General features: G+C 75.1%; 20 protein-coding genes and 5 tRNA genes. 12 read left to right on the top strand and 13 right to left on the bottom strand.

Translation table 11 applies throughout. The annotated features are described in order from the left end of the window. Window positions 1-37 precede the first annotated feature (37 nt). On the bottom strand, window positions 38-1,975 hold the full coding sequence (locus GA0070618_RS01315; protein WP_088979990.1) for a heavy metal translocating P-type ATPase: 1,938 nt from the start codon (window positions 1,973-1,975) through the stop codon (window positions 38-40). Window positions 1,976-2,166: 191 nt separating this feature from the next. Between GA0070618_RS01315 and GA0070618_RS01320 the strand changes: the two genes are divergently transcribed. Further along, complete coding sequence (locus tag GA0070618_RS01320; protein WP_088979991.1) at window positions 2,167-3,168, top strand: Acg family FMN-binding oxidoreductase; 1,002 nt, start codon at window positions 2,167-2,169, stop codon at window positions 3,166-3,168. A gap of 197 nt (window positions 3,169-3,365) precedes the next feature. Then, on the top strand, window positions 3,366-4,994 hold the full coding sequence (locus GA0070618_RS01325; protein WP_088985198.1) for a sensor histidine kinase: 1,629 nt from the start codon (window positions 3,366-3,368) through the stop codon (window positions 4,992-4,994). A 529-nt stretch (window positions 4,995-5,523) separates the two neighbouring features. On the opposite strand, the gene GA0070618_RS01330 is transcribed toward GA0070618_RS01325, so the two are convergent. Further along, complete coding sequence (locus GA0070618_RS01330) at window positions 5,524-6,162, bottom strand: response regulator (protein WP_088979992.1); 639 nt, start codon at window positions 6,160-6,162, stop codon at window positions 5,524-5,526. 186 nt (window positions 6,163-6,348) lie between these two features. On the opposite strand from GA0070618_RS01330, the gene GA0070618_RS01335 reads away from it, so the two are divergent. After that, window positions 6,349-7,332, top strand: a complete 984-nt coding sequence (locus GA0070618_RS01335) for an Acg family FMN-binding oxidoreductase (RefSeq protein ID WP_088979993.1) — start codon at window positions 6,349-6,351, stop codon at window positions 7,330-7,332. Between the two features lie 88 nt (window positions 7,333-7,420). Here the strand turns inward: GA0070618_RS01335 and GA0070618_RS01340 are convergent. The 3 genes from GA0070618_RS01340 to GA0070618_RS01350 form a co-directional block, all read right to left on the bottom strand. After that, window positions 7,421-7,495: transfer RNA gene (locus GA0070618_RS01340), tRNA-Val, on the bottom strand. 21 nt (window positions 7,496-7,516) lie between these two features. After that, window positions 7,517-7,589: transfer RNA gene (locus tag GA0070618_RS01345), tRNA-Gly, on the bottom strand. 80 nt (window positions 7,590-7,669) lie between these two features. Beyond that, window positions 7,670-9,742 (bottom strand): hypothetical protein, encoded by a 2,073-nt coding sequence (locus GA0070618_RS01350; protein ID WP_088979994.1) that lies wholly within the window; start codon window positions 9,740-9,742, stop codon window positions 7,670-7,672. Window positions 9,743-9,891: 149 nt separating this feature from the next. Here GA0070618_RS01350 and GA0070618_RS01355 point away from each other — a divergent pair, with 149 nt between their 5' ends. Continuing rightward, window positions 9,892-10,266: a hypothetical protein gene (locus GA0070618_RS01355; protein WP_088979995.1), complete on the top strand. Its 375-nt coding sequence runs from the start codon at window positions 9,892-9,894 to the stop codon at window positions 10,264-10,266. A 64-nt stretch (window positions 10,267-10,330) separates the two neighbouring features. On the opposite strand, the gene GA0070618_RS01360 is transcribed toward GA0070618_RS01355, so the two are convergent. From GA0070618_RS01360 to GA0070618_RS01370, 3 genes are all read right to left on the bottom strand, one after another. Further along, window positions 10,331-10,405 (bottom strand) — tRNA-Val (locus GA0070618_RS01360). 13 nt (window positions 10,406-10,418) lie between these two features. Then, window positions 10,419-10,489: transfer RNA gene (locus GA0070618_RS01365), tRNA-Cys, on the bottom strand. A 35-nt stretch (window positions 10,490-10,524) separates the two neighbouring features. Continuing rightward, window positions 10,525-10,597: transfer RNA gene (locus GA0070618_RS01370), tRNA-Gly, on the bottom strand. Window positions 10,598-10,923: 326 nt separating this feature from the next. On the opposite strand from GA0070618_RS01370, the gene GA0070618_RS01375 reads away from it, so the two are divergent. Both GA0070618_RS01375 and GA0070618_RS01380 read left to right on the top strand, forming a co-directional pair. Further along, window positions 10,924-11,526 carry a TetR/AcrR family transcriptional regulator gene (locus GA0070618_RS01375; protein ID WP_088985199.1) on the top strand — a complete coding sequence of 201 codons (603 nt, stop codon included), beginning with the start codon at window positions 10,924-10,926 and terminating at the stop codon, window positions 11,524-11,526. Between the two features lie 83 nt (window positions 11,527-11,609). Then, a complete protein-coding gene (locus tag GA0070618_RS01380; protein ID WP_088979996.1) occupies window positions 11,610-12,185 on the top strand; it encodes a TIGR03086 family metal-binding protein in 576 nt (191 codons plus the stop codon). A gap of 137 nt (window positions 12,186-12,322) precedes the next feature. On the opposite strand, the gene GA0070618_RS01385 is transcribed toward GA0070618_RS01380, so the two are convergent. Next, window positions 12,323-13,516 (bottom strand): alkane 1-monooxygenase, encoded by a 1,194-nt coding sequence (locus tag GA0070618_RS01385; protein ID WP_088979997.1) that lies wholly within the window; start codon window positions 13,514-13,516, stop codon window positions 12,323-12,325. Between the two features lie 140 nt (window positions 13,517-13,656). Between GA0070618_RS01385 and GA0070618_RS01390 the strand changes: the two genes are divergently transcribed. The 3 genes from GA0070618_RS01390 to GA0070618_RS01400 all read left to right on the top strand — a co-directional run bounded on the left by GA0070618_RS01390 (window position 13,657) and on the right by GA0070618_RS01400 (window position 16,713). Next, entirely contained in the window at window positions 13,657-14,328 is a 672-nt protein-coding gene (locus GA0070618_RS01390) for a class I SAM-dependent methyltransferase (protein WP_088979998.1), read from the top strand. Window position 14,329: 1 nt separating this feature from the next. Next, window positions 14,330-15,514 (top strand): cytochrome P450, encoded by a 1,185-nt coding sequence (locus GA0070618_RS01395; protein WP_414467593.1) that lies wholly within the window; start codon window positions 14,330-14,332, stop codon window positions 15,512-15,514. A gap of 92 nt (window positions 15,515-15,606) precedes the next feature. After that, window positions 15,607-16,713 carry an alpha/beta hydrolase family protein gene (locus GA0070618_RS01400; RefSeq protein WP_197701710.1) on the top strand — a complete coding sequence of 369 codons (1,107 nt, stop codon included), beginning with the start codon at window positions 15,607-15,609 and terminating at the stop codon, window positions 16,711-16,713. 42 nt (window positions 16,714-16,755) lie between these two features. Here GA0070618_RS01400 and GA0070618_RS01405 read toward each other — a convergent pair whose 3' ends face one another. The 4 genes from GA0070618_RS01405 to GA0070618_RS01420 are packed head-to-tail and all read right to left on the bottom strand — an operon-like array spanning window position 16,756 to window position 20,973. Beyond that, window positions 16,756-17,415, bottom strand: coding sequence for a response regulator transcription factor (locus tag GA0070618_RS01405; protein WP_088979999.1), 660 nt, complete (start codon window positions 17,413-17,415; stop codon window positions 16,756-16,758). Beyond that, a complete protein-coding gene (locus GA0070618_RS01410; protein WP_088980000.1) occupies window positions 17,412-19,022 on the bottom strand; it encodes a sensor histidine kinase in 1,611 nt (536 codons plus the stop codon). The genes GA0070618_RS01405 and GA0070618_RS01410 overlap by 4 nt, the downstream gene beginning before the upstream one ends. 56 nt (window positions 19,023-19,078) lie before the next feature. After that, entirely contained in the window at window positions 19,079-19,780 is a 702-nt protein-coding gene (gene bioD / locus GA0070618_RS01415) for a dethiobiotin synthase (RefSeq protein ID WP_088985202.1), read from the bottom strand. A 20-nt stretch (window positions 19,781-19,800) separates the two neighbouring features. Then, window positions 19,801-20,973, bottom strand: a complete 1,173-nt coding sequence (locus GA0070618_RS01420) for an 8-amino-7-oxononanoate synthase (protein WP_088985203.1) — start codon at window positions 20,971-20,973, stop codon at window positions 19,801-19,803. 213 nt (window positions 20,974-21,186) lie between these two features. On the opposite strand from GA0070618_RS01420, the gene bioB reads away from it, so the two are divergent. From bioB to GA0070618_RS01435, 3 genes are all read left to right on the top strand, one after another. Continuing rightward, window positions 21,187-22,182: a biotin synthase BioB gene (bioB, locus tag GA0070618_RS01425; protein WP_088980001.1), complete on the top strand. Its 996-nt coding sequence runs from the start codon at window positions 21,187-21,189 to the stop codon at window positions 22,180-22,182. Between the two features lie 74 nt (window positions 22,183-22,256). Next, window positions 22,257-22,508 (top strand): biotin synthase auxiliary protein BsaP, encoded by a 252-nt coding sequence (gene bsaP, locus GA0070618_RS01430; RefSeq protein WP_231931563.1) that lies wholly within the window; start codon window positions 22,257-22,259, stop codon window positions 22,506-22,508. Window positions 22,509-22,901: 393 nt separating this feature from the next. Continuing rightward, the gene (locus GA0070618_RS01435; RefSeq protein WP_088980003.1) at window positions 22,902-23,861 is read left to right on the top strand and encodes an endonuclease domain-containing protein; all 960 of its coding nucleotides are present in this window, start codon (window positions 22,902-22,904) and stop codon (window positions 23,859-23,861) included. Window positions 23,862-23,924 lie beyond the last annotated feature (63 nt).

Genomic DNA, 23,924 nt, shown 5'->3' on the forward strand with positions numbered 1-23,924 from the left:
TGCCCGGGTCGCACCGGCCGGTGCGCCCACGGTCGGCTCACCCCGGGCCGGTAGCGCCGTCGTCGGATCGGGCGGGGACGTCCCCGTCCGATCCGTCCCGGTCCGGGTGCGCGCCGCCGCCGAGCGCCCGCAGCGCGTTGAGGATCACCACCACGTCGATGCCCTCCTGGAGGAACGCCCCCGCCACCGGCGGCAGCCGACCCGCCGCCGCCACGAACATCGCCACCACCGCCAGCGCCATCCCGACGGTGGCGCTCTGCACCGCGATCCGGCGGGCGCGCCGGGCGATCTCGACCGCGTCGGCGAGCCGGTCCAACCGGTCCACGGTCAGCACCGCGTCGGCGACGTCGGCGGAGGCCCGCGCCCCGGTGGCGCCCATCGCCACCCCGACGTGCGCCTCGGCCAGCGCGGGGGCGTCGTTCACCCCGTCGCCGACCATCACCGTCACCGCCCGCCGGGCCTCCTGACGGACCCGGTCGGCCTTCTCCCCCGGCGGGCACTGGGCGACCACGTCGTCCACCCCGACCACCCGGGCGACCTGTTCGGCGGTGCGCGGCCGGTCACCGGTGAGCATCACCAGCCGGGTCAGCCCGGCCCGCCGCAGCCGCCGCACGGTGTGCGGAGCGTCCGGTCGGACCGGGTCCTCCAGCAGGACCACGCCGAGCGGCCCCTGCTCGCCGCTGATCCAGACCGTGGAGCGGCCCGTCCGTTCGGCCTCCTGGCTCACCTGACGCGCCCAGTCGGGCAGCTCCTCGGCGAGCTGGCCGACCCGGACCACCCGGCCGTCCACCCGACCCCGGACCCCGCGCCCCGGTTCCTCGGTCACCTCGGTCGGCTCGGCCAACGCCAGCCCTCGCTCCCGGGCCTGCCGGACCAGGGCCGCCGCCAGCACGTGCGGGGAGAGCTGCTCCACCGAGGCGGCCAGCCGCAGCACCTCGTCGGGGTCACCGCCGGGCGCGGTGACCGTCTCGGCCGCCCGGGGCCGGCCGGCGGTGAGCGTCCCGGTCTTGTCCAGCAGCAGGGTACGAGCCCGGCCGAGCAGTTCCAGCGAGCCGCCGTCGCGGACCAGCACCCCGCGCCGGGCCGCCCGGGACAGTCCGGAGACGATCGCGATCGGCGTGGCCAGCAGCAGCGGACACGGCGTCGCCACCACCAGCACCGCCACCGCGCGGACCAGGTCACCGGCGAGGAGCCCGGCCAGCCCGGCCAGGATCAGGGTGAACGGCACGAACGCCGCCGCGTACCGGTCGGCCAGGCGCACCATCGGCGCCTTCCGGGCGGTCGCCTGCTCGGCCAGGCGGACGATCCCCGCGTACGTGCTGCCCGCCGCGTTCCGGGTCGCCCGCAGCCCGAAGCCCGCCCCGGCGTTGACCACCCCGCTGGGCACGCGCTCCCCCGCCGTCCGCTGCACCAGCCGGGACTCCCCGGTCACCACCGACTCGTCGAGGGTGGCCGGCTCCTCCACCGTGCCGTCGACCGGCACCACGTCCCCCGGGCCGACCAGCAGCCGGTCACCCGCCGCCACCACGTCCAACGGCACCTGCTCGATCCCGCCACCGGGCCGGCGGCGCCGGGCCGACCGGGGGGCGTGAGCGAGCAACGCGCGCAGGTCCCGGGTCGCCCGGTGCTGGGCGTACGTCTCCAACGACCGCCCGGTCGCCAGCATCAACGCCACCACCGCGCCGGCCAGGTACTCCCCGACGACGAGCGCCCCGGCCAGCGCGAGCACGGCGACCACGTCGACGCCGAACCGCCGGTGCCACAGCTGCCGCAGCATCGACCCGGCAGCCGGCACCAGGGTCAGTACGGTCGCCGCGGCCCACAGCAGGCCGGCGGCCTCCCGCCGCCCGGCCAGCCAGAGACCCGCGCCGACCAGCACCACGAGGGTGAGACCGGCCAGCGGCAGCCACTCCCGCCAGCGCCGCTGTCGGGCCGCGCCGACCGGCCGCTCCGGGACGCACTCACTGTCCGCCACCCGTGGATCGTCTCAACCGCGGCCGGTGGCGGACCCGGGTTCCGCCACTGTTCGACCGGGCCGAAGGACCCCCGGCCCCGGGACCGGTGGCACCGTGCGGAACCGGTCGCCGTGGCGCAGGATGGAGCCGCAAGCTCACCCGGAGCACCACCCGGGTACGGCACGATGGGGTGGAGACGAAAGGTCGCAACATGAGCCACGAGACGCCGGCACGCTCGCTGACCACCGCGTACGCGGAGGCCGCCGCCACCGCCGGCTACGCCCCCTCGGTGCACAACACCCAGCCCTGGAGCTGGCGGGTGCTGCCCGACACGTTGGAACTGCGGGTGGCACCGGAGCGACGGCTCGCCGCCACCGACCCGGAGGGACGCCTGCTCGCCCTGAGCTGCGGCGCCGCCCTGCACCACGCCCGGGTGGCGCTCACCGCCGAGGGCTGGGCACCGGCGGTGGAACACCTGCCCGACCCGACCGACCCGGAACTGCTGGCCCGGATCACCGGCACCCGCCGGACGGAGCCGGAACCGGAGGCGATGCGGTTGGTGCAGTGCATGCAGGTCCGGCACACCGACCGCCGTCCGGTCAGCGAGGAGCAGGTGCCCACCGCCGCGATCGGCGAGATCACCCGGGCCGCGAACACGGCGGGCGGGCGGATGCAGCTCCTCGACCGCGACCAGGTGCTGGAGCTGGCCGCCGCCGCGTCGCACGCCGAGGCCGTCGAGGCGGAGGACCCGCAGGTACGCGAGGAACTGGCGTACTGGACCAGCCGCGCGGACAGCGGCCTCGGCCTGCCGCCGGAAGTGCTGCCCGAGCAGGCGCCGCAGACCACGGTCCCGGCCCGGGACTTCGGCCGGGCCGGGACCCTGCCGATCGGTCCCGGCCACGACCGGGCCGCCGTGTACGCGCTGCTCTACGGTGACGAGGACGAGCCGGACAGCTGGCTGCGGGCCGGCGAGGCGCTCTCCGCGGCATGGTTGGCCGCGACCCGGCTCGGGGTGTCCGTGGTGCCGTTGAGCGGTGTGGTGGAGGTGGCCGGCACCCGCCAGACCCTGCGCCAACTGCTGGCCGGGATGGGTTTCCCGTACCTGGTCCTGCGACTGGGCCTCGCCGACCCGGCGCACGCCGGTCCGCCGCACACCCCCCGGCTGCCCACCGCCCAGGTGGTGGACACTTCCGCCGTCGGAGGGCGCCCCTGACCGGGCCGGTCGCGTCCCGGCGCGGTCGTGGGGGCGGTCACGGCGCGCTCACGGGGTCGTCCGCCACGGTCACCGGGCGGTAGCATCCGTCGGTGGCCGCACCCGTCCCGAACCCGTCTCCCGATCCGCAGCAGGGCGTCCCGTCGTTGGGGCTGAGCCCGCTCTCCCGGGTCCGCCTCGACGAACTGCTCCAGGAGATGCTCGACCGGGTCGGCGACGTGGTCGCCAGCCGGGAACGGCTCCGCGCGCTGCTCGACGCGGTCGTCGGCATCAGCACCGACCTCGACCTGCACAGCACCCTGGAACGGATCGTACGGTCGGCGTGTGAGCTGGTCGGCGCCCGCTACGGCGCGCTCGGCGTGATCGGGCCGGACCGGATGCTGCACGACTTCATCGTGCACGGCATCTCCCCCGAGGTGCACGCCCGGATCGGCGACCTGCCCCACGGCCGGGGCGTGCTGGGGCTGCTCATCGACGACCCGCGTCCGCTGCGCATGCCCGACATCACCCAGCACCCGAGGTCGTACGGCTTCCCGCCGAACCACCCGCCGATGCACACCTTCCTCGGCGTCCCGGTCCGCATCCGCGACCAGGCCTTCGGCAACCTCTACCTCGCCGAGAAGCAGGGCGGGACGGAGTTCACCGAGGACGACGAGGAGATCGTGGTGGCGCTCGCCGCGGCGGCCGGCGTGGCGATCGAGAACGCCCGCCTCTACGCGCTGGCCCACCGTCGGGAACGCTGGCTCGCCGCGACCGCCGAGATCACCTCGGTGCTCCTCGGCGAGGTACGCCGGACCGACGCGCTGGCCCTGGTGGCCCGCCGGGCCCGCGAGGTCGCCGAGGCGGAACTGGCGCTGGTGCTCCTCTACGACGAGGACGGCGACCAGTTCACCGTCGAGGTCGTCGACGGCACCGGCGACCGGGTGCGGGAACTGCTCGGGGCGGTCCTCCCGGCCCGGGAGACCACGTTCCGCGGATCGGTCACCGAGCACCGGCACGAGCTGGTGGAGAACCTCGCCGAGGCCGCCCCCTGGCCCGCGCCGGTGACCGCCGGACCGGCGGTGGTGTCCCCGCTGGCCGCCGGGGACACCTTGCACGGTGTGCTGGTCACGGCACACCTGCCGGACCGGGACGGCACCACCGACGACGACGTGGCGCTGCTGCGCAGCTTCGCCGGTCAGGCCGCGCTGGCCATGGAACGTGCCCGGGGGCAGGAGGAACGGGAACTGCTGGTGGTCCTGGAGGACCGGGAGCGGATCGCCCGGGACCTGCACGACGTGGTGATCCAACGGTTGTTCGCCACCGGGTTGCAGTTGCAGAGCGCCGCGCCGATGTCCTCCCGCCCGGACGTCGCCAAGCGGATCAACGCCGCCGTGGACGACCTCGACGCCACCATCCGGGACATCCGGCGCACCATCTTCGAGCTACGGACGCCGATGAGCGCAGCGCTGCGCACCGACATCCGCGAGGCGATCGAGGCGGCCGCCGAGTCCCTCGGGTTCCGTCCCGGACTGGACCTGGTCGGGCCGATCGACAGCGCGGTGCCCGAGTCGGTCCGCCCGGACCTGCTGGCCGTCCTGCGCGAGGGCCTCTCCAACGCGGTACGCCACGCGCGGGCCGACCGCGTCGGCGTCCGGGTACGGGTCGACGCGGGCCGCGTGACGGTGACCGTCACCGACGACGGCGTCGGCGCGGATCCGTCCGCCGCGCGCAGCGGGCTGGTCAACCTGCGGGAGCGGGCCGAACGGCTTGGCGGCGAGTTCGTCGTCCGTCGGGTGGATCCACACGGCACCGAACTGTGCTGGAGCGTCCCGCTCGGCGACTGACCCGCCCCGCCGGCTCTCCTCCCGGGTTCCCGCCGCCCGCCCGGCCCGCCCGGCCCCGCCCGGCCCGCCCGGCCCCGCTGGGCCTGGCCGGTCCCGCTCCGCCTGGCCGGTCCCGCTCCGCCCGGCCGGTCCCGCTCGGGCCAGGACCGTCGGTCCCGCCATTGGGCCACGGCCCGCCCAGGTTCCCTCCGCTACCCGGCCTGCCTTGCCCGGCTTGCTTGCCTTGCCCGGCCTGCCTTGCCCGGCCTGGCCTGGCCTGGCGAGCCCACCGGGTCGGCGGGCCATCCCCTCCGGACGCTGTGGAGCTGCCCGCACAGACGGGGCAGACACGCCCGCCGGATGACGACGGCGACCGGATGACGACGGCGATCGGGGGACGATGACCGGGTGACGACGACTGGGCGCACCGGCGGGGCAGCTCGACAGTGTGACCGAGGTCAGTCCCTGCCCCGGCCGGACCACACACGTGATCGCTTCGGGCTCGACGCGGCGGCACACCGGGGCGGCCGGTCCGGTGCCGCCCGGTCGCTCAGTTCCGCTGGCCGAGCAGTCGGGTGGCCAGCACCGCCGCCTGGGTGCGCCGTTCCAGGCCGAGCTTGGCCAGCACGCTGGAGACGTAGTTCTTCACGGTCTTCTCGGCGAGGAACATCTTGCCGGCGATCTCCCGGTTGGTCAGTCCCTCGGCGACGTACTCCAGGATCCGCCGCTCCTGCTCGGTGAGGGACTGGAGCTCGCGGGGCTGTTCCACCCCGCTGCGGATGCGGTCCAGCACCCGGGTGGTGATCGCCGGGTCGAGCAGGGACTGCCCGGCCGCCACCCGGCGGACCGCGTCCACCAGGTCGGTGCCCCGGATCTGCTTGAGCACGTAGCCGGCGGCTCCCGCCATGATCGCCGCGAACAGCGCCTCGTCGTCCTCGTACGAGGTGAGGATCAGGCCCTTGATCGACGAGTCGACGGCCCGGACGTCCCGACAGACGTCGATGCCGTTGCCGTCGGGCAGCCGGGCGTCGAGGATCGCCACGTCCGGACGGAGCGCGGGAATCCGGCGGGCCGCCTCCTGGGCGGAGCCGGACTCGCCGACCACCTCGATGTCACCGCTGTTGGTGAGCAGGTCGGCGAGGCCACGACGGACGACCTCGTGGTCGTCGAGGAGAAACACCCGGATCATCCCTCGTTTGTACCCCGTCGGGCGGGACGCGCACACGGGCCGAAGGTCCCGAACACCGAGCCCGCCGGCGGGTAGCTGGTCCCGACGGGTGGGGACGTCCGGCCCTGCCCGGTGACCCCGTCGACGACGCACCGTGGAGACGAACCTGGAACAGCCACCGCACGACCGCCCGAAGGGACCAACGCCATGGACGTCGGCTACACCGTCGAGCAGCTGCGCGCCGCGGCGGCGGACGCCGTCCGGGCACCGTCGCTGCACAACACCCAGCCGTGGCGGTTCCGGCTGCACGAGGGGGGCATCGAGGTCGTCGTCGACCCGGCCCGCCGGCTGCCCGCCACCGACCCCAGCGGCTGGGGAACCCGGATCGCCTGCGGGGCGGCCCTGTACAACCTGCGGGTCTCCCTGGCGGCGGCCGGCACGCCGGCGTCGGTGCGGCTGCGGCCGTACCCGGGCGAACCGGATGTGGTGGCCCGGCTGGTGCCGGACCTGCCCCGCCGCCCCACCCCGACCGAGCAGAGCCTGCACGCCGCCATCCCGCGCCGGTTCAGCAACCGCCGGCCGTTCCGGCCGGACCCGGTGCCGGCCGACCTCCGTTGGCGGCTCGGCGAGGCGGCCCGGGCCGAGCAGTGCTGGCTCGAACTGGTCATCGGCACCAGCGCGGTCAACGCCCTCGGCGAACTCGCCCACAGCGCGCACCGCGTACTGGAACGGGACCCGGCCTACCGGGCCGAGCGGGTCGAGTGGACCCGCGCCGAGCCGGCACCCGACGGCGTGCCGGCCACGGCCGGCGGCCCGCGGAGCGAACCGCAGGACCTGCTCCCGCAACGCGGCTTCGGCGCCCTCCACCGGGCGCCCGGACGGGACTTCGAGCCGGAGCCCCTGGTGGCCGTGCTCGTCGCGGCCGGCAACACCGCCACCGACCAGATCGTCGCCGGGCAGGCCCTGCAACGGGTGCTGCTGACCACCACCGACGCCGGCCTGGCCGTGTCGATGCTCTCCCAGCCGATCGAGGTGCCCGGGGCACGCGAGCGGCTGCGCCTGTCCGTGGGCCGGTTCGGCACCCCACAGATGGTGATGCGGATCGGGTACGGCCAACCCGGACGCCCCACCGCCCGCCGGAGCGTCGACGAGGTGCTCGACCTGCCGATGGCGCGCGTCGCGGAGAGGTAGCCGACCACCGCCGCACCGGTGCGGGGCGAACAAGATCGGCCCGCCACCGCACGTTGGATGACGAGCCGACTCTGTTTCACAGAATTACTGGTGGGCGATACTGGGTTTGAACCAGTGACCTCTTCCGTGTCAAGGAAGCGCGCTCCCACTGCGCCAATCGCCCAAGCCCCAGAGGCGGGCCGCGAGCGGACGACGGGATTCGAACCCGCGACCCTCACCTTGGCAAGGTGATGCGCTACCAGCTGCGCTACGTCCGCACGTCCCCGGTGTGTCCCGGTGACGGGATGAACTCTACCCGAACACAAGATCAGCCCGACACCGGGTATCCCCGACGGACTCAGCCCTGGCCCCACCCCGGTCCCTGCGGCGGCTCCGGCTGCTGCCGCTGTCGGGGCGGCTGCGGCGGTTGCTGCGGCGGCGGCCCGGACGGCGCCCCGGGCCGGGGCACCGGTTGCTGGTGCGGCACCGGACCGCCCGCGCCCCACCCCGGCAGCACACCGGCGGCGGCCTGGTCCGGCGAGGTCGGCTGCGAGACGATCGGCGCCGGCTGCGAGAGCGTGACCTGACCCGGCACCCCGGAGACCGGATGCGCCGCCTCCCCGGCAGGTGGCAGCGGCACCGCCGGCAACGGGTCCATCGTCATCCGGGGCAGGGTGACGATCTCCGGGTTGCACTCCACCGCCTGCACCACCGAACCACGCCCCTCCCCCTTCACCAGGAGCAGGGCGTAGTCCGGCAGGTCCTGCAACACGCGGGGCTCGACGGCGTACTCGTACACCCGCTGCGCGGAGGCGGCGTCGCTCCAGTTCGCCCCGCTCGCCACCGACTGCGTCTGACTCCAGGTCCGGCTCCGGCTCCAGTTGCGGCTCCGCTGCTTGATCAGTGACTTCCCCTCGCCCCGGGACCCCTCGCTGCCCCCCTCGGTCTCCGACCCGCCCTCGGAGTTGGCCAACGTGTGCGTCTGGTCCCCGCCCAGGGTGCGGGTCAGTCCGCTGAGCACGAACCGGTGCTGCCGGCCGATGAACTCCGCCGCCTGCTGTGCCTCCCGGTGGTTGCCCAACCGCATGAACGCCACCTCGCCGCCGCCGAGGGCGTGCAGCGACTGCTCCCGCAGGTGCGCGAAGAAGAGCACCAGCCGGATCCCGCGCCGCTCGCAGAGCGTGCCCAACCGCTCGATCTGCCGGTGGTGCAGGTCGTCCGCGCCGACCAGCACGATCGACCCGCCGCTGATCGCCTCCCGGCTCACCCGCCGGATCAGCCACTGCACCAGCAGGTCCTTGAGCAGGTCGTGCTGGGCGCTGCGGCCGTCCCGGTCGGCCACCAGGCAGGACAGCTCGGCGGTGGGCGGCCCCCCGGCGGCCTGCCCCAACCCCGTCAGCGGACGCAGGAAGCTCTCCAGCCGGCGTACGTGCTGGTGGGCCTGCCGGCGGGCCTCCTCCGGCATCAGCCCCGCCACCAGCGCGCACTCGATCTCGCTGAGCGCCGGCTGGCCCGGCCGGTCGGTCAGCACCCGCAGGCCGGCGACCAGCCGCGCGATGCTCACGTCCTCGCCGAGCACCTCGCAGAGCTCGCCCAGCAGCATCGTGTCCCGGTGCCGGTCGGCACGGTCACCGCCGGTGCCCTCGCCGTACATCGACTCGACCAGCAGGTCGACCAGTTCGCGCGAGGAGAGGCCGGCGAGCAGGTCCAGGTCGCGCAGGCCGGACGGGAACCCGGTGACCCGCACCGACCGGCCGGTCTGCTCGGCCAGGGTCATCAGCTCGCCGCAGAGCGCCTCACCGGTGAAGTCCACCAACGTCATCGGCCCCCGGGTGCTGAGCAACGAGCCCCCGAAGACGGTCAGCAGCGCCTCCCAGCCGTAGCTGGTGCCGCCGACCACGTCGATCCGGCGGGTGCCCGGGGACGGGGTCGCCGCGCCCCACTCGTACATCTGCGCCAACGCCTGCTGCTGCTGGTGCTCGAAGGCCGCGCAGCGCGCGTCCCACCCGGCCCTGGCCTGCTCGTACGTGGTGCGGACCTGCTCCTGGGCGGTGGCCAGGTCCCGCTCGGCCTGCCGTTTGAGCAGCCAGACGACCGCCGCGCCACCGAGTCCGCCGAACGCGGAGAGGATCATCAGGAACATCACCAGCGCGCCGACCGGCTCACCGAGGGCGGCACCGAACCGCTGGCAGCAGCCGAACAGCACCGCCAGTCCGAGGCCGACCCCCAGCGCCACCCCCATCCGGCGCATCGCCCGTTCTTTCGCCGCGGCGGCCCGGGTGACCAGCTCCGGCGGGACGACCCCGGGCACCGGCGGCGGCTCGGGGAACCGCCGCCGGTAGAGGCTGGGGTCCTGGTAGATCCAGCCGAACCGCTCACCGGGTACGGCGAGCCGGGGCAGCGGGTTGTCTCGGTGCGCGATCTCGGTCATGGGGCAGGGAGCCGCCTTCCACACTGGCACGATCCACGATCGAATTCGCAGTTAACCAGGCACCTGCCGAATCGAGAAGACCACCGTCCGCAACCGCGCGGTACGCGGCCTAGAGTTGTCCGGTCCCCGTCACCGGCCCGAGGAGCATCATGACGAGTGCCATCGTGGCCGTCCTCCTGCTGCTGCTGGCGGTCGGGGTCTCGACCGCCTTCTCCCGCTGGCGGCGACGGACCGGGGCGAAGGCGTCCGAACCGGCCGGAATGGACGCACGCCCGGGGCGGGACAAGCCGTCCCTGCCGGAGCGCTGGCGGCTGCGGTCCGCCCGCTGGCTGCGCCGGCCCGGGGAGCCCCGGCGTCCGGTGGTGCCGGAGGAGGTCACCCTCATCTGCCTCGCCTGCCAGGGCCGGGGGTGGATCGACCGGCGGGAACGGACCCTGACCTTCACCGGCACCGGCTTCGCGGACGTGGAGAACCCGCCCACGATGTGCGAGACGTGCGGAGGTTCCGGCCGGGTGACCCGCTGACCGGAGAGCAGAGGGTCGAACGGGAGAAGCCCGGCACCGATGATCGGTACCGGGCTTCTCCCACTGGTGGGCGATACTGGGTTTGAACCAGTGACCTCTTCCGTGTCAAGGAAGCGCGCTCCCACTGCGCCAATCGCCCTCGCCTAATGCCGAGGTGGAGACGGGATTTGAACCCGTGTACACGGCTTTGCAGGCCGTTGCCTCGCCTCTCGGCCACTCCACCGAGGTTGCCCCCGCATGCGTGGTGGCATCTCTCCGAGCGGACGACGGGATTCGAACCCGCGACCCTCACCTTGGCAAGGTGATGCGCTACCAGCTGCGCTACGTCCGCACGCCCCCGGTGTTTCCCGGTGACGGATGAGAACTTTAGCCGAGGCCGGGAACGCTTGCCAAATCGGGGGGACATCCGGCGCGTTCCGGCTGCCCTGGGCGGGTTCCGTGGGCAGGTGGGACGGGGGCGGGACGATAGCGGGGGAGGCGCCGGCCACGACCGGCAAGCTTCCTAGGAGCCTGGCTCGCATCCCTCCGGTTTGGCCGGCCCTCCCCGGGCGGCGACAGTCGCCGGCCGGGGACGGCGCAGCAACACGCTCTTCGCTCATCGACGGCAGGCCGGAGCGGTAACTCCTCGTGAGCGGGCTGATGGGCTACGGTAGCCGCGTGACGAGACGTGCCGCTGAGATCCGCCTGGATGCCCTGCTGCGCACGGCGTGTGACGTGATCGTGGAACGTGGCCTGGCCAACACCCGCACCGCCGACGTGGCGCAGGCCGCCGGGGTCAGCCAGGCGCTGGTCTTCTACCACTTCGCCACCAAGGATCGTCTGCTGGAGCAGGCGTTCGCGTACGCGGTCGAGCAGGACCTGGCCCGCCTGGACGCGGTGGTCCGCTCCTCCGCCACCCCGTTGGCCAAGCTCAAGAAGATCCTGCGGCTCTACACACCGTCCGGGCGCTCCACCTCCTGGTCGCTCTGGATCGACGGCTGGTCCGAGTCGTTACGCACCCCGGAACTGGAGAAGGTCTGCCGCCGCCTCGACCTGCGCTGGCGGCAGGATCTCGCCGCGGTCATCGCGGCCGGCGTCGAGGACGGCACCTTCGAGTGCGCCGACCCGGCCGGCGCGGCCTGGCGGATCAACGCGGTGATGGACGGGCTCGCGGTGCAGCTCGCGGTGCACCACCGGGTGATCACCCGACGCCAGTTCGCCGACTGGATCCGCCTGGTCACCGCGCGGGAGCTGGGACTCGACCCGGCCGACCTCGACTGATCCGTCGACGCCCGCCGCCGCGTCCGCGCCGTCCGCACCGGGAAACCCACCCGACCGGGACGGCCGAACGGGACAATCGCGGCATGGATCTGCTGGAGACGTACCGGCGCAGCCTGGCGGAGTTCACCGGCCGGGTCGGCCGGGTCGACCCGGGACGGTGGTCGGCACCGACGCCCTGCCCGGAGTGGGACGTCCGTGCCCTGGTCGGCCACGTGGTCACCGAGGACCGGTGGTCGGTGCCCCTGCTGGAGGGCGCGACCATCGAGTCCGTCGGTGACCGGTTCACCGGCGACCAGCTCGGCGACGATCCGGTCGGGGCGGCCCGGGACGCGGCCCGGGAGGCCGAACGGGCCGCCACCGCCCCGGGCACGACGGAACGGACCGTCCACCTCTCGGCCGGCCCGACGCCGGCCCGGGAGTACCTGCACCAACTCGTCGCCGAACACCTGATCCACGGGTGGGACCTGGCCGTGGCGGTCGGCGCGGACCCCCGGCTGGACCGGGAGGCCGTGCGCGAGTGCGCCCGGTGGTTCACCGGACGAGTCGCCGACTACCAGGCGGGCAACCTGGTCCGCCCCGGAGTCGACGTGCCCGCCGAGGCCGACGAACAGGACCGGCTGCTCGCCCTGTTCGGCCGTGATCCGGCCTGGACGCCGTGAGGCCGACCCGCTTCCCGGGCACGGACGCCGGGCAGCCGACCCGCCCAACGGCACCCGTCCCCGCTTGACGAAATCCATGGGGACGCCCCCCCGGCACGACGGTCGCCCGCGTACCGCCGGCGGTGGTCGCCGACCGGTCACCTGCCGGGGGACGACGGCTGGGGCGTGCCGCCTGCCGGCGGCCCGGAGAGCCGGCGGCGGGCCGGCGGGTGGACGTTGGCCCGCGACAGATCGCCGCCGTAGTGGGCGAGGACCCGGTGGTCCATCACCCGTTGCCACAGGGGCGGCACCAGGGCGGCGAGGATCATGGTGGCGTACCCGGCGGGCAGTTGCGGTGCGGAGTCGAAGCTGCGCAGCGTCTGGTAGCGGCGCAGCGGGTGGGCGTGGTGGTCGCTGTGCCGCTGGAGCTGGAAGAGGAAGACGTTGGTGACCGTACGGTCGCTGTTCCAGCTGTGCCGGGGGTCGACCTTTTCGTAGCGGCCGGTGCCGGTGCGCTGCCGGGCCAGCCCGTAGTGCTCCAGGTAGTTGACCGCCTCCAGGAGCGAGAACCCGACCACCGCCTGCGCCGCCAGCAGGGGAAGCACCGCCGGGCCGAGGGCCGCCACCAGGAGGGCGACCAGGAGCACCGTCATGGCCCAGGCGTGCAGCACCTCGTTGCGCCACGTCCACGGGGTGCGTCCGCGCAGCCGGAACCGGGCGGTCTCCAGCCGCCAGGCCGAGCGCAGGCTGCCGACGACGGTACGCGGCCAGAACGCCCAAAAACTCTCCCCGAGGCGTGCGCTGGCCGGGTCCTGCGGGGTGGCCACCCGGACGTGGTGCCCCCGGTTGTGCTCCACCTGGAAGTGCCCGTACCCGGTCGGGGCCAGCGCGATCTTGGCCAGCCAGCGTTCCGTCCGCTCCCGCTTGTGCCCCAGCTCGTGCGCGGTGTTGATGGCGATGCCGTTGACGATGCCGAGGGTGAGGGCCACCCCGGCGCCGGCCACCGCACCGGGCTCGTCGCGGACCCAGACCGCGCAGCCGAGCACCAGTCCGGCGTACTGGGCGGGCAGGTAGAGGTAGGTCAACCAGCGGTAGTAGCGGTCGTTGGCCAGCCGGGGCACCGCCGCCTCCGGCGGGTTCTCGTGGTCGTCCCCGACGAGCAGGTCGACCACCGGGATCGCGCCGAAGACCAGCAGCGGGGCGAGCCACCAGGCCCACCACCCGCCGGTGGCGTCCCACACCAGCCAGCTCAGGAACGGCAGCCCCGGCACCAGCAGGGCCAGCGGCCAGAACGGGCGGCGCGGGTCCCGCCAGGCGGTCGGCGGCGGAGTCGGATCGAATCCGTCGGCCATGCCAACCTCCGATCAGCGCTTACCCCGACTGTGACAGGGGACACGCCGCTTTACAAGATGGCAGATTTTGTAAAACATCGATCGAAGGACGGAGCGACCCACGCCGACACCCGGCGTCGCCCACCGGGCAGAATCACCGGGTGTCCGAGATCTCCGCGGCCTTCGTCCGGCTGCACGCGCGGCTCTCCCCCGTCGCCTTCGTCCCCGAGGTGCGACTGCACCAGGCCGACGAACCGATCGGGCTCTGGGAGCTGACCGAGGGCGAGTTCCGCAGCGCGCAGCCGCCGCCGTTCTGGGCCTTCGCCTGGGCCGGTGGCCAGGCCCTGGCCCGGTACGTGCTCGACCACCCGGAGACCGTCGCCGGGCGGCGGGTGCTCGACCTCGCGTCCGGCTCCGGCCTGGTCGCGGTCGCCGCCGCCCGCGCCGGGGCCGCCACGGTCCGCGCGGTGGAGATCGACGAACGGGCGGTCGCCGCCGTCGCGCTCAACGCCGGGGCCAACGGGGTATGCGTCGACGCGGAACTGGGCGACGTCCTCGACGATCCCGACGCCGGGACGGCCGACGTGGTGCTCGCCGGGGACGTCTTCTACAGCGAGGCGATGGCCAACCGGATGCTGCGTTTCCTGCTGCGCGCCACCCGGGCCGGGGCGCGGGTGCTGGTCGGTGACCCGGACCGCGCGTTCCTCCCCCGCGAGCGGTTCACCGAACTGGCCGCGTACGACGTGCCGGTGCCCCCGGCGCTGGAGAGCGTCCGGGTCCGGCACACCACCGTCTGGGAACTGAAGCCGGGTCGTCCCCGTGCCGACGGTTGACGTGTCCGACGTGCTGTTCCGTGGCTGGGGCCCGGCACTGGACGCCGAGACGCCCGACACGGTGACCGTCGCCGACCATCTCGGCGTCGCGCACCTGCTGGTCACCCGGCACGCGCTGGTCCGGCAGGTGCTCGCCGACCCGGTGACCTGGCGACCCGACAACGCGCTGGACGCGGTCACCCCGATCCCGGTCGCCGCGCTGCGGGTCCTCGCCGGCCACCGGTTCCGGCTGCCGCCGACCCTGGCCAACAACTCCGGCCCGAGCCACCCGGGCATCCGGGCGCTGGTCGCCGAGGCGCTGCACCCGGAGCGGGTCGCCGCCCAGCGGCCCTGGCTGGCCGGGCTGGTCGACGAGCGGGTCGGCCGGCTCGCCGCCGGACTGGACGGCGGGGCGACCGTGGACCTCCACGCCGGGCTCGCCGCCGACCTGCCGCTGCTGGTGCTGGCCCGCCTGGTCGAGCTGCCGGACGCCCCGGTCGGCGCGGTCAAGGACTTCGCCCGGGCCGCGCTGGAACTCTTCTGGGCTCCGCTCGACGCCGACCGGCAACAGGCCCTCGCCGTCGAGGTGGGCCGCTTCCACCGGGTGCTGCGGCAGTTCGCCGCCACCGGCGGTGGGCTGGCCGCCCGGCTGCGGGCCGCCGGCCACCCGCCGGACGTGGTGGTCGGCGCGCTGTTCTTCCTGCTGGTGGCGGGACAGGAGACCACCTCCCAGTTCCTCACCCTGCTGCTGCACCGGCTCACCGGCGAACCGGCGGTGCTGGCCGGACTGCGCGCCGGCACGGTGCCGGTGACCGACGTGGTGGAGGAGGGACTGCGGCTGGAGCCACCGATCGTCACCTGGCGTCGGGTCGCCACCGCGGACACCACGCTGGGCGGGACACCGGTGCGGCGGGGCACCAGCGTGGTGCTCTGGCTGGCCCGGGCCGGACGCGACCCGGCCGTGGTGGCCGAGCCGTCGCGCTTCCGCCCCGGTCAACGCGGCTCCCGCCGCCACCTGGCGTTCGGCGCGGGCACCCACCGCTGCGTCGGGGCGCACCTGGCGCGGATGGAGGCGGCCGTGGTGGTGGCCCGCACGGCGGAACTGCTGACCGGGGTGGAGGTGGTCCGTCCACCGTGGTGCCCGGACAACCTGACCTTCCGGATGCCGGACACCTTCCTGGTGCGCCGGGCCGGCCCTCGACCCTGACGAAGGCCGACCGCCGACCCTGACGAAGATCAGTGGTCGACCAGGTCCGTCGGCAGTGGAGGCGGACGGCCCGCCGTCGATAGCGTCCGGTCATGATGACGCTACGTCACGGCGGCCGGGCGGTCGCCGTACTCCTGGCCCTGGCTGCGGCGCTGGCACCCGGCGGCGCGGTCGCCGCCGGAGCACCCGCCACGCCCGCGCTGACCCTGCCCGCGCCGACCGGCCCGCACCCGGTCGGCACCACCTGGCTGCACCTGACCGACCACGACCGGCCCGACCCGTGGGCGCCCGAGCAGTCCCGCGAGCTGATGGTGTCGATGTGGTACCCGGCGGCGGCCCCGGTCGGCGCGCCCGCGCCCTACACCACGGCGGCGGTCTCCGCCCGGGTCGTCGCCGGCACCGGACTGCCGCTCCCGCCGGACGTGCTCACCACCGTCCGCACCCACGCCCGCCGGGACGCCCCGGTGCGGCCGAACCGGCACGGCTGGCCGCTGGTGCTGCTCTCCCCCGGCTTCTCGCTCAGCCGGGAGTCGCTCACCGGGCTCGCCGAGGACCTGGCCAGCCGGGGGTACGTGGTCGCCGGGATCGACCACCCGTACGAGGCGTACGGCGTCGAGTTCCCTGACGGCCGCGTCGTCGACTGCCGGGCCTGCGACGAGTGGGGCGACGGCACGGCGCAGAAGGTGATCGCCGGACGGACCGCCGACGTGTCGTTCCTGCTGGACCGGCTCACCGGGCCGCGACCGGTCTGGCGCGGGTTCGTCGACCGGCAGCGCGTCGCCATGGTCGGTCACTCCATCGGGGGCGCGTCGGCGGTCCGGACGCTGGTCACCGACGCCCGGGTGGACGCCGCCGCCGACCTGGACGGGACGCTGTTCACCCCGGTCGGCCCGACCGTGCGGCCGGTCATGCTGGTCGGCGCCGAGCGGCCGCAGGACCACAGCTGGGTGCGGGACTGGCCGGACCTGGGCGGCTGGAAGCGCTGGCTGACGGTGACCGGCAGCGGGCACATGTCCTTCACCGACCGGCCGGTGCTCGGCGCGCAGCTCGGTCAGGACCCGGGGGCGATCCCGGCGGAACGGCAGATGCTGATCACCCGGGAGTACGTGGCGGCCTTCGTCGACCGGCACCTGCGGGCCCGTCCCGCGCCCCTGCTCGACGGTCCCGACCCCGCGTACCCGGAGGTGACCTTCCGCTGAGCCCACCTCCGCCGGGCGGGCGCACCGCCCGGCGGAGCCGGCTCAGTCGTCCGGGTCGACCAGCCCCGCCTCGTACGCGAGGATCGCCGCCTGCACCCGGTTGCGCACCCCCAGCCGGATGAAGACGCTGGACAGGTAACCCTTGACGGTGCCCTCCACCAGGTGCAGCCGACGGGCGATCTCGGCGTTGGACAGCCCCGCTCCCACCAGGGCGAGCACGTCGCGTTCCCGGTCGGTGAGCACCGCCGCGCGGTCCCGGGCCGCCGGCCGGCGGGCCATCCGCGTCCCGCTCAGCTCGATGACCCGGCGGGCCACCCGGGGCGACAGGTACGCCCCGCCGTCGGCCACCGCCCGCACGCCGGTCAGCAGTTCCCGAGGATCGCCCGCCTTCAGCAGGAAACCGGTGGCCCCGTCGCCGAGCGCCCGGGCGACGTGGTCGTCGTCGCCGAACGTGGTCAGCACGGCCACCGCCGTGCCGGGCACCAGCCGACGGATCTCGGCGGCGGCGGCCAGCCCGTCCAGCCGGGGCATCCGGATGTCCAGCAGCGCCACCCGGGGTCGGTGCGCGCGGGCCAGTTCCACGGCGGCCCGGCCGTCGGCGGCCTCGGCGACCACCTCGATCCCCGGGTCGGTGGCGAGGATGGCCCGGACGCCGGCCCGGATCATGCCCTCGTCGTCGGCGAGCAGTACGGAGATGGTCATGGCATCCGTTCCTTCTCGACCAGCCGGCCCTGCGCGAAGCAGAGCCGGTAGGCCGGCTGGGCCAGCGGGAAGTTCCCGTCGGTGTAGTACTCGCAGCCGGTCGGCGCGTCGGCGGGACCCTCGACCTGCCGGCGGGGCAGCCCCACCAGCTCGGAACGGAGCTGACCGGGCCGCATCCGCTCGTACGCCCCCGACTCCAGCACCGCGTCGGCGGTGACGAACGGGTGGTAGACGAACGCGAGCAGCCCGGCCAGGGCGATCGGCGCCCCGACCGCGACGAGCAGGCTGCGGCGCACCCGCCGACGGGCGTCGCCGAGCCGCCCCGGCAGCACGGTCCCCCCGCCCGGGGGTGCGGTCGGCTCCGGCGCGGTAACGGCTCCCGGCCCGGTGGCCGGCTCCGGCGCGGTGCCTGCCTCCGGTGCGGTGGCTACTTCCGGTGCGGTGGCTGCTTCCGCCGCGAGGGCTGCCCCGGCCGCGCCCGGGGTGCCGGGAAGACGGGCCGCCACCACGAACCCGCCGTCGCGGGGACCGGCGTCGAGCGTGCCCCCGGCGAGCCGGACCCGTTCGCGCAGCGCCAGCAGCCCGGTGCCGGCCGACACCGAGGCCGGCGGCGGCACCGGCGGCGGGGCGTTGCGCACCGACACCTCGACGTCGTCGGAGTCACGCCGCACCGACACGGTGACCGGAGTGCCGGGCGCGTACCGGGCGGCGTTGGTGAGCGCCTCCCGGACCAGTCCACGCACGGCCACCCCGGTCAGCGCGGGCAGGTCGGCGTCGGCCGGGTCGCCACGGAGCGTGACCTCCATGCCCGCCGCCCGCGCCCCGGCCACCAGCGCGGCCACGTCGTCGACCGGGTCCAGCGGGGACGGCCCCGCGTCCGTGCGGAGCACCCGGACGATTTCACCCAACCGCGCGGTCGCGGCGGTCACGCTGGCGCGCAGCTCCCCCACCGCCGCCCGGTGCCGGGGGTCGAGGTCGCCGGCCAACTCCAGGACACCGGCCCGCAGGGCGATCAGGCTCAGGTCGTGGCCGAGCGAGTCGTGCATGTCCCGGGCGATCCGGGCCCGCTCCCGCAGCCGGACCCGCTCGGCCGCGCCGTGCTGCTCCCGGCGCACCGACTCGGCCTGCTCCCAGCCGGCCAGCAACAGCGCGTGCTGCTGACGGAGGTAGCGGCCGACCAGCCACGGGAACACCCCGCCGAAGATCAGCACGGTGGCGAGCAGGAACCAGGTCCGTGGTCGGGCACCGAACAGCTCCAGGTTGAGCAGGGTCCCCCCGACCGCGAGCACCGCGAAGACCACTGCGGCGGGGGTGGCCCGGGCCTCGCGCCGGCCGACCAGGTAGCTGAACACCGGCAGGGCGAAGACGAAGTTCCCGTCGACGGCCGAGCCGAGCACCACCAGCACCAGCGCCGGCAGGGGACGCCGCCAGGCCAGCACCACCGCCGCGCCGAGCACCAGCAGCCCACCGACCAGCAACAACACGCTCCGACCGGAGTACGGCGGGGTCAGCCGGGGGTACGTGATCGGCGCGGCGAGCAGCACGCCGAGCAGCACGTCCCCCAGCCGCCGCCGGCCACCGTCGATCCGCCGTCCGAGTATCCGCACGCCCTCGGAGGCTACCCACCGGCAGGACCGGTCGACACTGCCGAAAGTGGGTGGGGTCAGATCTCCTCGGCCCAGGCCCGCCAGTCGTCGAGCACCCCGTACAGGGCCGGGGTGAGCCAGCCCGGGGCGGACCGGCGGAACACCCCCGGATCCATCGCCCCGGCCCCGGTCGGCAGCGCCCCGAGCAACTTCGGCACCAGCTCGCCGAGGTTCGCCCAGTGCACCAGCTCCGGCTCGGCCGGCCAGGCGCCGATCACCACCCCGGCCGGCACCGCCCGGCGGTCCAGCGCCTCCAGGGTGAGCGCGGTGTGGTTCAGGGTGCCCAGCCCGGCCCGGGCCACCACCACCGCCGGCGCGCCGAGCGCCACGGCCAGGTCGGCGACGGTCCACGCCTCGCCGGAGGGGCGCAGCCCCATCGGGACGAGCAACCCACCGGCCCCCTCGACGAGCACCAGGTCGTGCTTGTCCGCCTCCTCGCGGACCGCGTCGACGACGGTGTACAGCTCCAGCGGTTCCAGTTCCGCCACCCGGGCGGCGGTCAGCGGGGCGAGCGGATCGGGGAAGCTGGCCAGCGTCCGGCCGGTCAGCGGGGCGGCCAGCCGGGTCACGCTGTCGACGTCGGAGGGCTCGCCGGTGGCCGTACCGGTCTGGCCGGGCTTGACCACCGCGACCCGCAGCCCGGCGGCCTGCGCGGCGGCGGTCACGGCCGCGGTCACCACCGTCTTGCCGACCCCGGTGTCGGTGCCGGTGACCAGCACCGCCCCCTGCCACGGGGCGGTCACGCGGCCACCCCGTCCCGCAGCCCCCGCGCCCCCTCGGGCGCGCACTCCACGACGACGTCCAGCGCCCGCGCGAAGTCGCCCCGGGGCACCCCCGCGTTGAGGGTCAGCCGCAGCCGGGACCGGGGATCGGGGGTGGACGGCGGACGGAAGCAACCGACCGCCACCCCCCGGTCCCGGCACGCCTCGGCCCAGCCCGTGGCGGCCTCCGCGCCCGGTGCGGTCACCGACACCACCCCGGCGGTGGGCGTGGAGACGGTCAGGCCGGCGGCCCGCAGCCGGCGTACCGTCAGGGCGGCCCGGTCGACGAGTTCGGCGCGCAGGTCGTCCCGGGAGCGGGCCAGGTCGACGGCGGCCCGCACCCCGGCGGCCACCGCCGGCGGGAGCGCGGTGTCGAAGATGAAGGTCCGGCCGGTCTCCACCAGGTGCCGGACGAACGGGGCGGGGCCGGCCACCACCCCACCCACACCGCCGAGGGACTTCGAGAGGGTCGCGGTGACCACCACGTCCGGCGCTCCGGCGAGCCCGGCGGCGACCACCGCGCCGGCACCGGCCGGTCCGGTCACCCCGAGCGCGTGCGCGTCGTCGACGAGCAGCAGCGCGCCGAACCGACGGGCCACCTTGTGCAGCCGGGCGAGCGGGGCAAGGTCCCCGTCGACGGAGAAGACCGACTCGGTGACCACCACCGCCGGCCGACCGGGGGCAGCGGCGAGGGCGGCCTGCACGGCGGCCACGTCGGCATGCGGGGTGACCACGGTCTCCGCCCCGGAGATCCGGCAGCCGTCGATCAGGGAGGCGTGGTTGTGCGCGTCCGAGACCAGCAGGGTGCGGGGCTGGACGAGGGCCCGCAGCGCGCCGAGGTTGGCCAGGTAGCCGGAGGAGAAGACGAGGGCGCGTTCCGCGCCGAGCCAGTCGGCGAGGGCGTCCTCCAGGTCGTGGTGCACGTCGGTGGAGCCGCGCACCAGCCGGGAGCCGGTCGCGCCGAGCCCGTACGCCCGCAGGGCGGCCTCCGCGGCGGCGGTGACCTCGGGGTGGGTGGCGAGGCCGAGGTAGTCGTTGCCGGCCAGGTCGACCACGGTGTCGTCCGCGCCCCGGGGTCGCAGACGCCGGGTCAGCCCGGCCTTCGCCCGCAGCTCGGCACGGCGTTCGAGCGCCGCCAGCCAATCCGCCACCGTCACTCCCCTGCTCACCGCCCGACCTCGGCCGCCGCGCCCGGCGACCGTTCCGCCGGGCGAAGTTACCATCCGGACCCGAGCCACCGGCGTGGCGCGGCTCGGCCCCCGCCGGAGCGCCTCCCGGGCCCCCGCCGGGGGCGGCTCGGGGGCGGCTGGAGCCGGGAGAAGCAGGCACACGTCCCGCCCTCGCGGCCTTGTAGGGTACGAGCCATGCCAGAGATCCTCGACCAGGCTCGGACCCAGGTGCTGGAGAACGGCGTCGGCCTCGACGAGGCCGGTGTCCTCGCCGTGCTGAACCTGCCCGACGAGCACCTGACCGCAGCGCTCCAGCTCGCCCACGAGGTGCGGATGCGCTGGTGCGGCCCGGAGGTCGAGGTGGAGGGCATCGTCTCGCTCAAGACCGGCGGCTGCCCGGAGGACTGCCACTTCTGCTCCCAGTCCGGTCTCTTCGCCTCGCCGGTCCGCTCGGTCTGGCTGGACATCCCGTCGCTGGTCGAGGCGGCGAAGCAGACCGCGGCCACCGGGGCGACCGAGTTCTGCATCGTGGCCGCCGTGCGCGGGCCGGACGCGAAGCTGATGAAGCAGATGCGTGAGGGCGTGGCCGCGATCCGGGCGGCGGTCGACATCCAGGTCGCCGCGTCGCTGGGCATGCTCAGCCAGGAACAGGTCGACGAACTGGTCGACATGGGTGTGCACCGGTACAACCACAACCTGGAGACCTGCCGCTCCTACTTCCCGAACGTGGTCACCACGCACTCCTGGGAGGAGCGCTGGGAGACCCTGCGGATGGTCCGCGAGTCGGGCATGGAGGTCTGCTGCGGCGGCATCCTCGGCCTCGGCGAGACGGTCGAGCAGCGGGCCGAGTTCGCCGCGCAGCTCGCCGAACTGGACCCGCACGAGGTCCCGCTGAACTTCCTCAACCCCCGTCCCGGCACGCCACTCGGCGACCGGCCGGTGGTCGAGGGGAAGGACGCGCTGCGGGCCATCGCCGCGTTCCGGCTGGCCATGCCGCGCACCATCCTCCGGTACGCCGGCGGACGCGAGCTCACCCTCGGCGACCTGGGCACCCGGGACGGTCTCCTCGGCGGCATCAACGCGGTGATCGTCGGCAACTACCTGACCACCCTGGGACGGCCGGCCACCGACGACCTCAAGCTGCTCGAGGACCTGAAGATGCCGGTCAAGGCGCTCTCCGCCACGCTGTGACAGCGGGCGACGCGGTGACGGTGGGCGACGCGGTGACGGTGGGCGACGCTGCGACAGCGGGTGACGCTGTGACGGTGGGCGACAGGATGACGGTGGGGGACGCGGTGACGCGGACCGACGGCACGGCCCCGACCGGCCCGGCGAACGGCGGGTGGTGCGACCGGTGCGGTGAGCCCGCCGGGGCGAGAGTGCACGAGCCGTGCCGGGCCGCCCGCGCGCTCGAACCGCCCCGGTACTGCCCGTCCTGCCGGCGCCGGATGAAGGTGCAAGTGTTGCCGACCGGCTGGCGGGCGACCTGCGTCGAACACGGCGCGCTCACGAGCTGAGCCCACCCGGGCCGGCGCTCCCCACCTCACCACACCGCCTCACCACACCGCCCCACGCCGCGCCGCGCCCTGTCCCAGTCCACCCCGCGCCACCGCGCCCCGGGCCACGCCGCGCGCCCTGCCCGACGCCACCCCGCGCCACCGCGCCCCGGGCCACGCCGCGCGCCCTGCCCGACGCCACCCGGCGCACTACGCCGCGCGCTGTCCCAGCCCACCCCGCGTCGCCCCGCCCGCCCCGCGCCGCGCGCACGCCCCCGGCCCCGCGTCGCCCGGGGCGTGCCGCCCCGCGCGCGGCACCCCGCCGGCAATCTTGGACACTTACCGTCCAAATAGAACGGTAAGTGTCCAAGATCCGGCGGCGTGGTCGGGTGAGGGGCAGTCAGACTCGGCGGGATGTACGCCGAGTTTCCCCGCGACGACGCGGCGGCCCTGGACTGGTTGACGTTCGAGCAGTCCGGCGTCCTCACCACGGCACAGGCGACCGGTCTCCTGACCGAGGGACTGGTGCGCAGCCGGGTCCGCACCGGGCGCTGGCGGTCGGTCTGTCGGGGCGTCCTGCTGACCGGCAACGGCCGGCTGACCCGTGACCAGCAGTTGTGGGTGGCGGTGCTGGTCGCCGGGGAGGGTGCCGTGCTGGCGGGGACCACGGCAGCCACCGAGGCGGGCGTCCGTGGGCTGCCCGGGGAACCACTGCACGTCCTGGTTCCCGCCGCGCGCCGGGCCGCCCGGACGACACTGCGCCGGCTGCCGATCGACATGCCGGCCGTACGCGTGCACCGCACCTCCGTGCTCCCGCCGGAGCACGTCCAGCTCGGCCGGCCGCCCCGCACCACCACCGCCCGTGCCCTGGTGGACGCGGCCGGCTGGGCACGCGACGAGGCGTACGCGCAGGAGGTGCTGGCCGCCGGTTGCCAGCAGCGCCGGGTGCTGCCCGAGGAACTCCGGACGATGGTGAGCGCCCTGCCCCGGGCTCCCCGTCGGCAGCTCATCCGGCAGACGATCGAGGATCTCGCGGGCGGCGCGGAAGCACTCTCGGAGATCGACTTCGTCCGCCTCGGCCGGCGGTACGGGCTGCCCCGGCCGGATCTCCAACGACGGCGCACCGACGCGGCGGGGCGAACCCGGTGGCTGGACGCGTACTGGCCGGCGCACCGGCTGCACGTGGAAATCGACGGCGCGCACCACATGGACGTACGCCAGTGGGCGGCCGACATGCGACGACAGAACGATGTGTGGACGGCGGGTGACCGGATCCTGCGCTTCCCCGCCTGGCTGGTCCGCGCCCGCCCGGCGGAGGTCGCCGCCGACCTTCGCCGCGCCCTGACCGCCGCCGGCTGGCGCCCCGCCGCGTAGAACGCCCCGAACCGCCACCGGCTGTCACCCCCCCCCCCCGCCCCACCGTCCCCCGCCCACCGC

The sequence above is a fragment of the Micromonospora echinospora genome (assembly GCF_900091495.1).
GTDB classification, from domain to species: Bacteria; Actinomycetota; Actinomycetes; order Mycobacteriales; family Micromonosporaceae; genus Micromonospora; species Micromonospora echinospora.

What these genes read in the sequence shown, in the direction of transcription:
- GA0070618_RS01320 (WP_088979991.1), top strand. Translation starts at nt 2,167, where the DNA reads ATGAGCCACGAGACGCCGGCACGCTCGCTGACCACCGCGTACGCGGAG.
- GA0070618_RS01325 (WP_088985198.1), top strand. Translation starts at nt 3,366, where the DNA reads ATGCTCGACCGGGTCGGCGACGTGGTCGCCAGCCGGGAACGGCTCCGC.
- GA0070618_RS01330 (WP_088979992.1), bottom strand. Translation starts at nt 6,162, where the DNA reads ATGATCCGGGTGTTTCTCCTCGACGACCACGAGGTCGTCCGTCGTGGC.
- GA0070618_RS01335 (WP_088979993.1), top strand. Translation starts at nt 6,349, where the DNA reads ATGGACGTCGGCTACACCGTCGAGCAGCTGCGCGCCGCGGCGGCGGAC.
- GA0070618_RS01350 (WP_088979994.1), bottom strand. Translation starts at nt 9,742, where the DNA reads ATGACCGAGATCGCGCACCGAGACAACCCGCTGCCCCGGCTCGCCGTA.
- GA0070618_RS01355 (WP_088979995.1), top strand. Translation starts at nt 9,892, where the DNA reads ATGACGAGTGCCATCGTGGCCGTCCTCCTGCTGCTGCTGGCGGTCGGG.
- GA0070618_RS01380 (WP_088979996.1), top strand. Translation starts at nt 11,610, where the DNA reads ATGGATCTGCTGGAGACGTACCGGCGCAGCCTGGCGGAGTTCACCGGC.
- GA0070618_RS01385 (WP_088979997.1), bottom strand. Translation starts at nt 13,516, where the DNA reads ATGGCCGACGGATTCGATCCGACTCCGCCGCCGACCGCCTGGCGGGAC.
- GA0070618_RS01400 (WP_197701710.1), top strand. Translation starts at nt 15,607, where the DNA reads ATGATGACGCTACGTCACGGCGGCCGGGCGGTCGCCGTACTCCTGGCC.
- GA0070618_RS01405 (WP_088979999.1), bottom strand. Translation starts at nt 17,415, where the DNA reads ATGACCATCTCCGTACTGCTCGCCGACGACGAGGGCATGATCCGGGCC.
- bioB (WP_088980001.1), top strand. Translation starts at nt 21,187, where the DNA reads ATGCCAGAGATCCTCGACCAGGCTCGGACCCAGGTGCTGGAGAACGGC.
- GA0070618_RS01435 (WP_088980003.1), top strand. Translation starts at nt 22,902, where the DNA reads ATGTACGCCGAGTTTCCCCGCGACGACGCGGCGGCCCTGGACTGGTTG.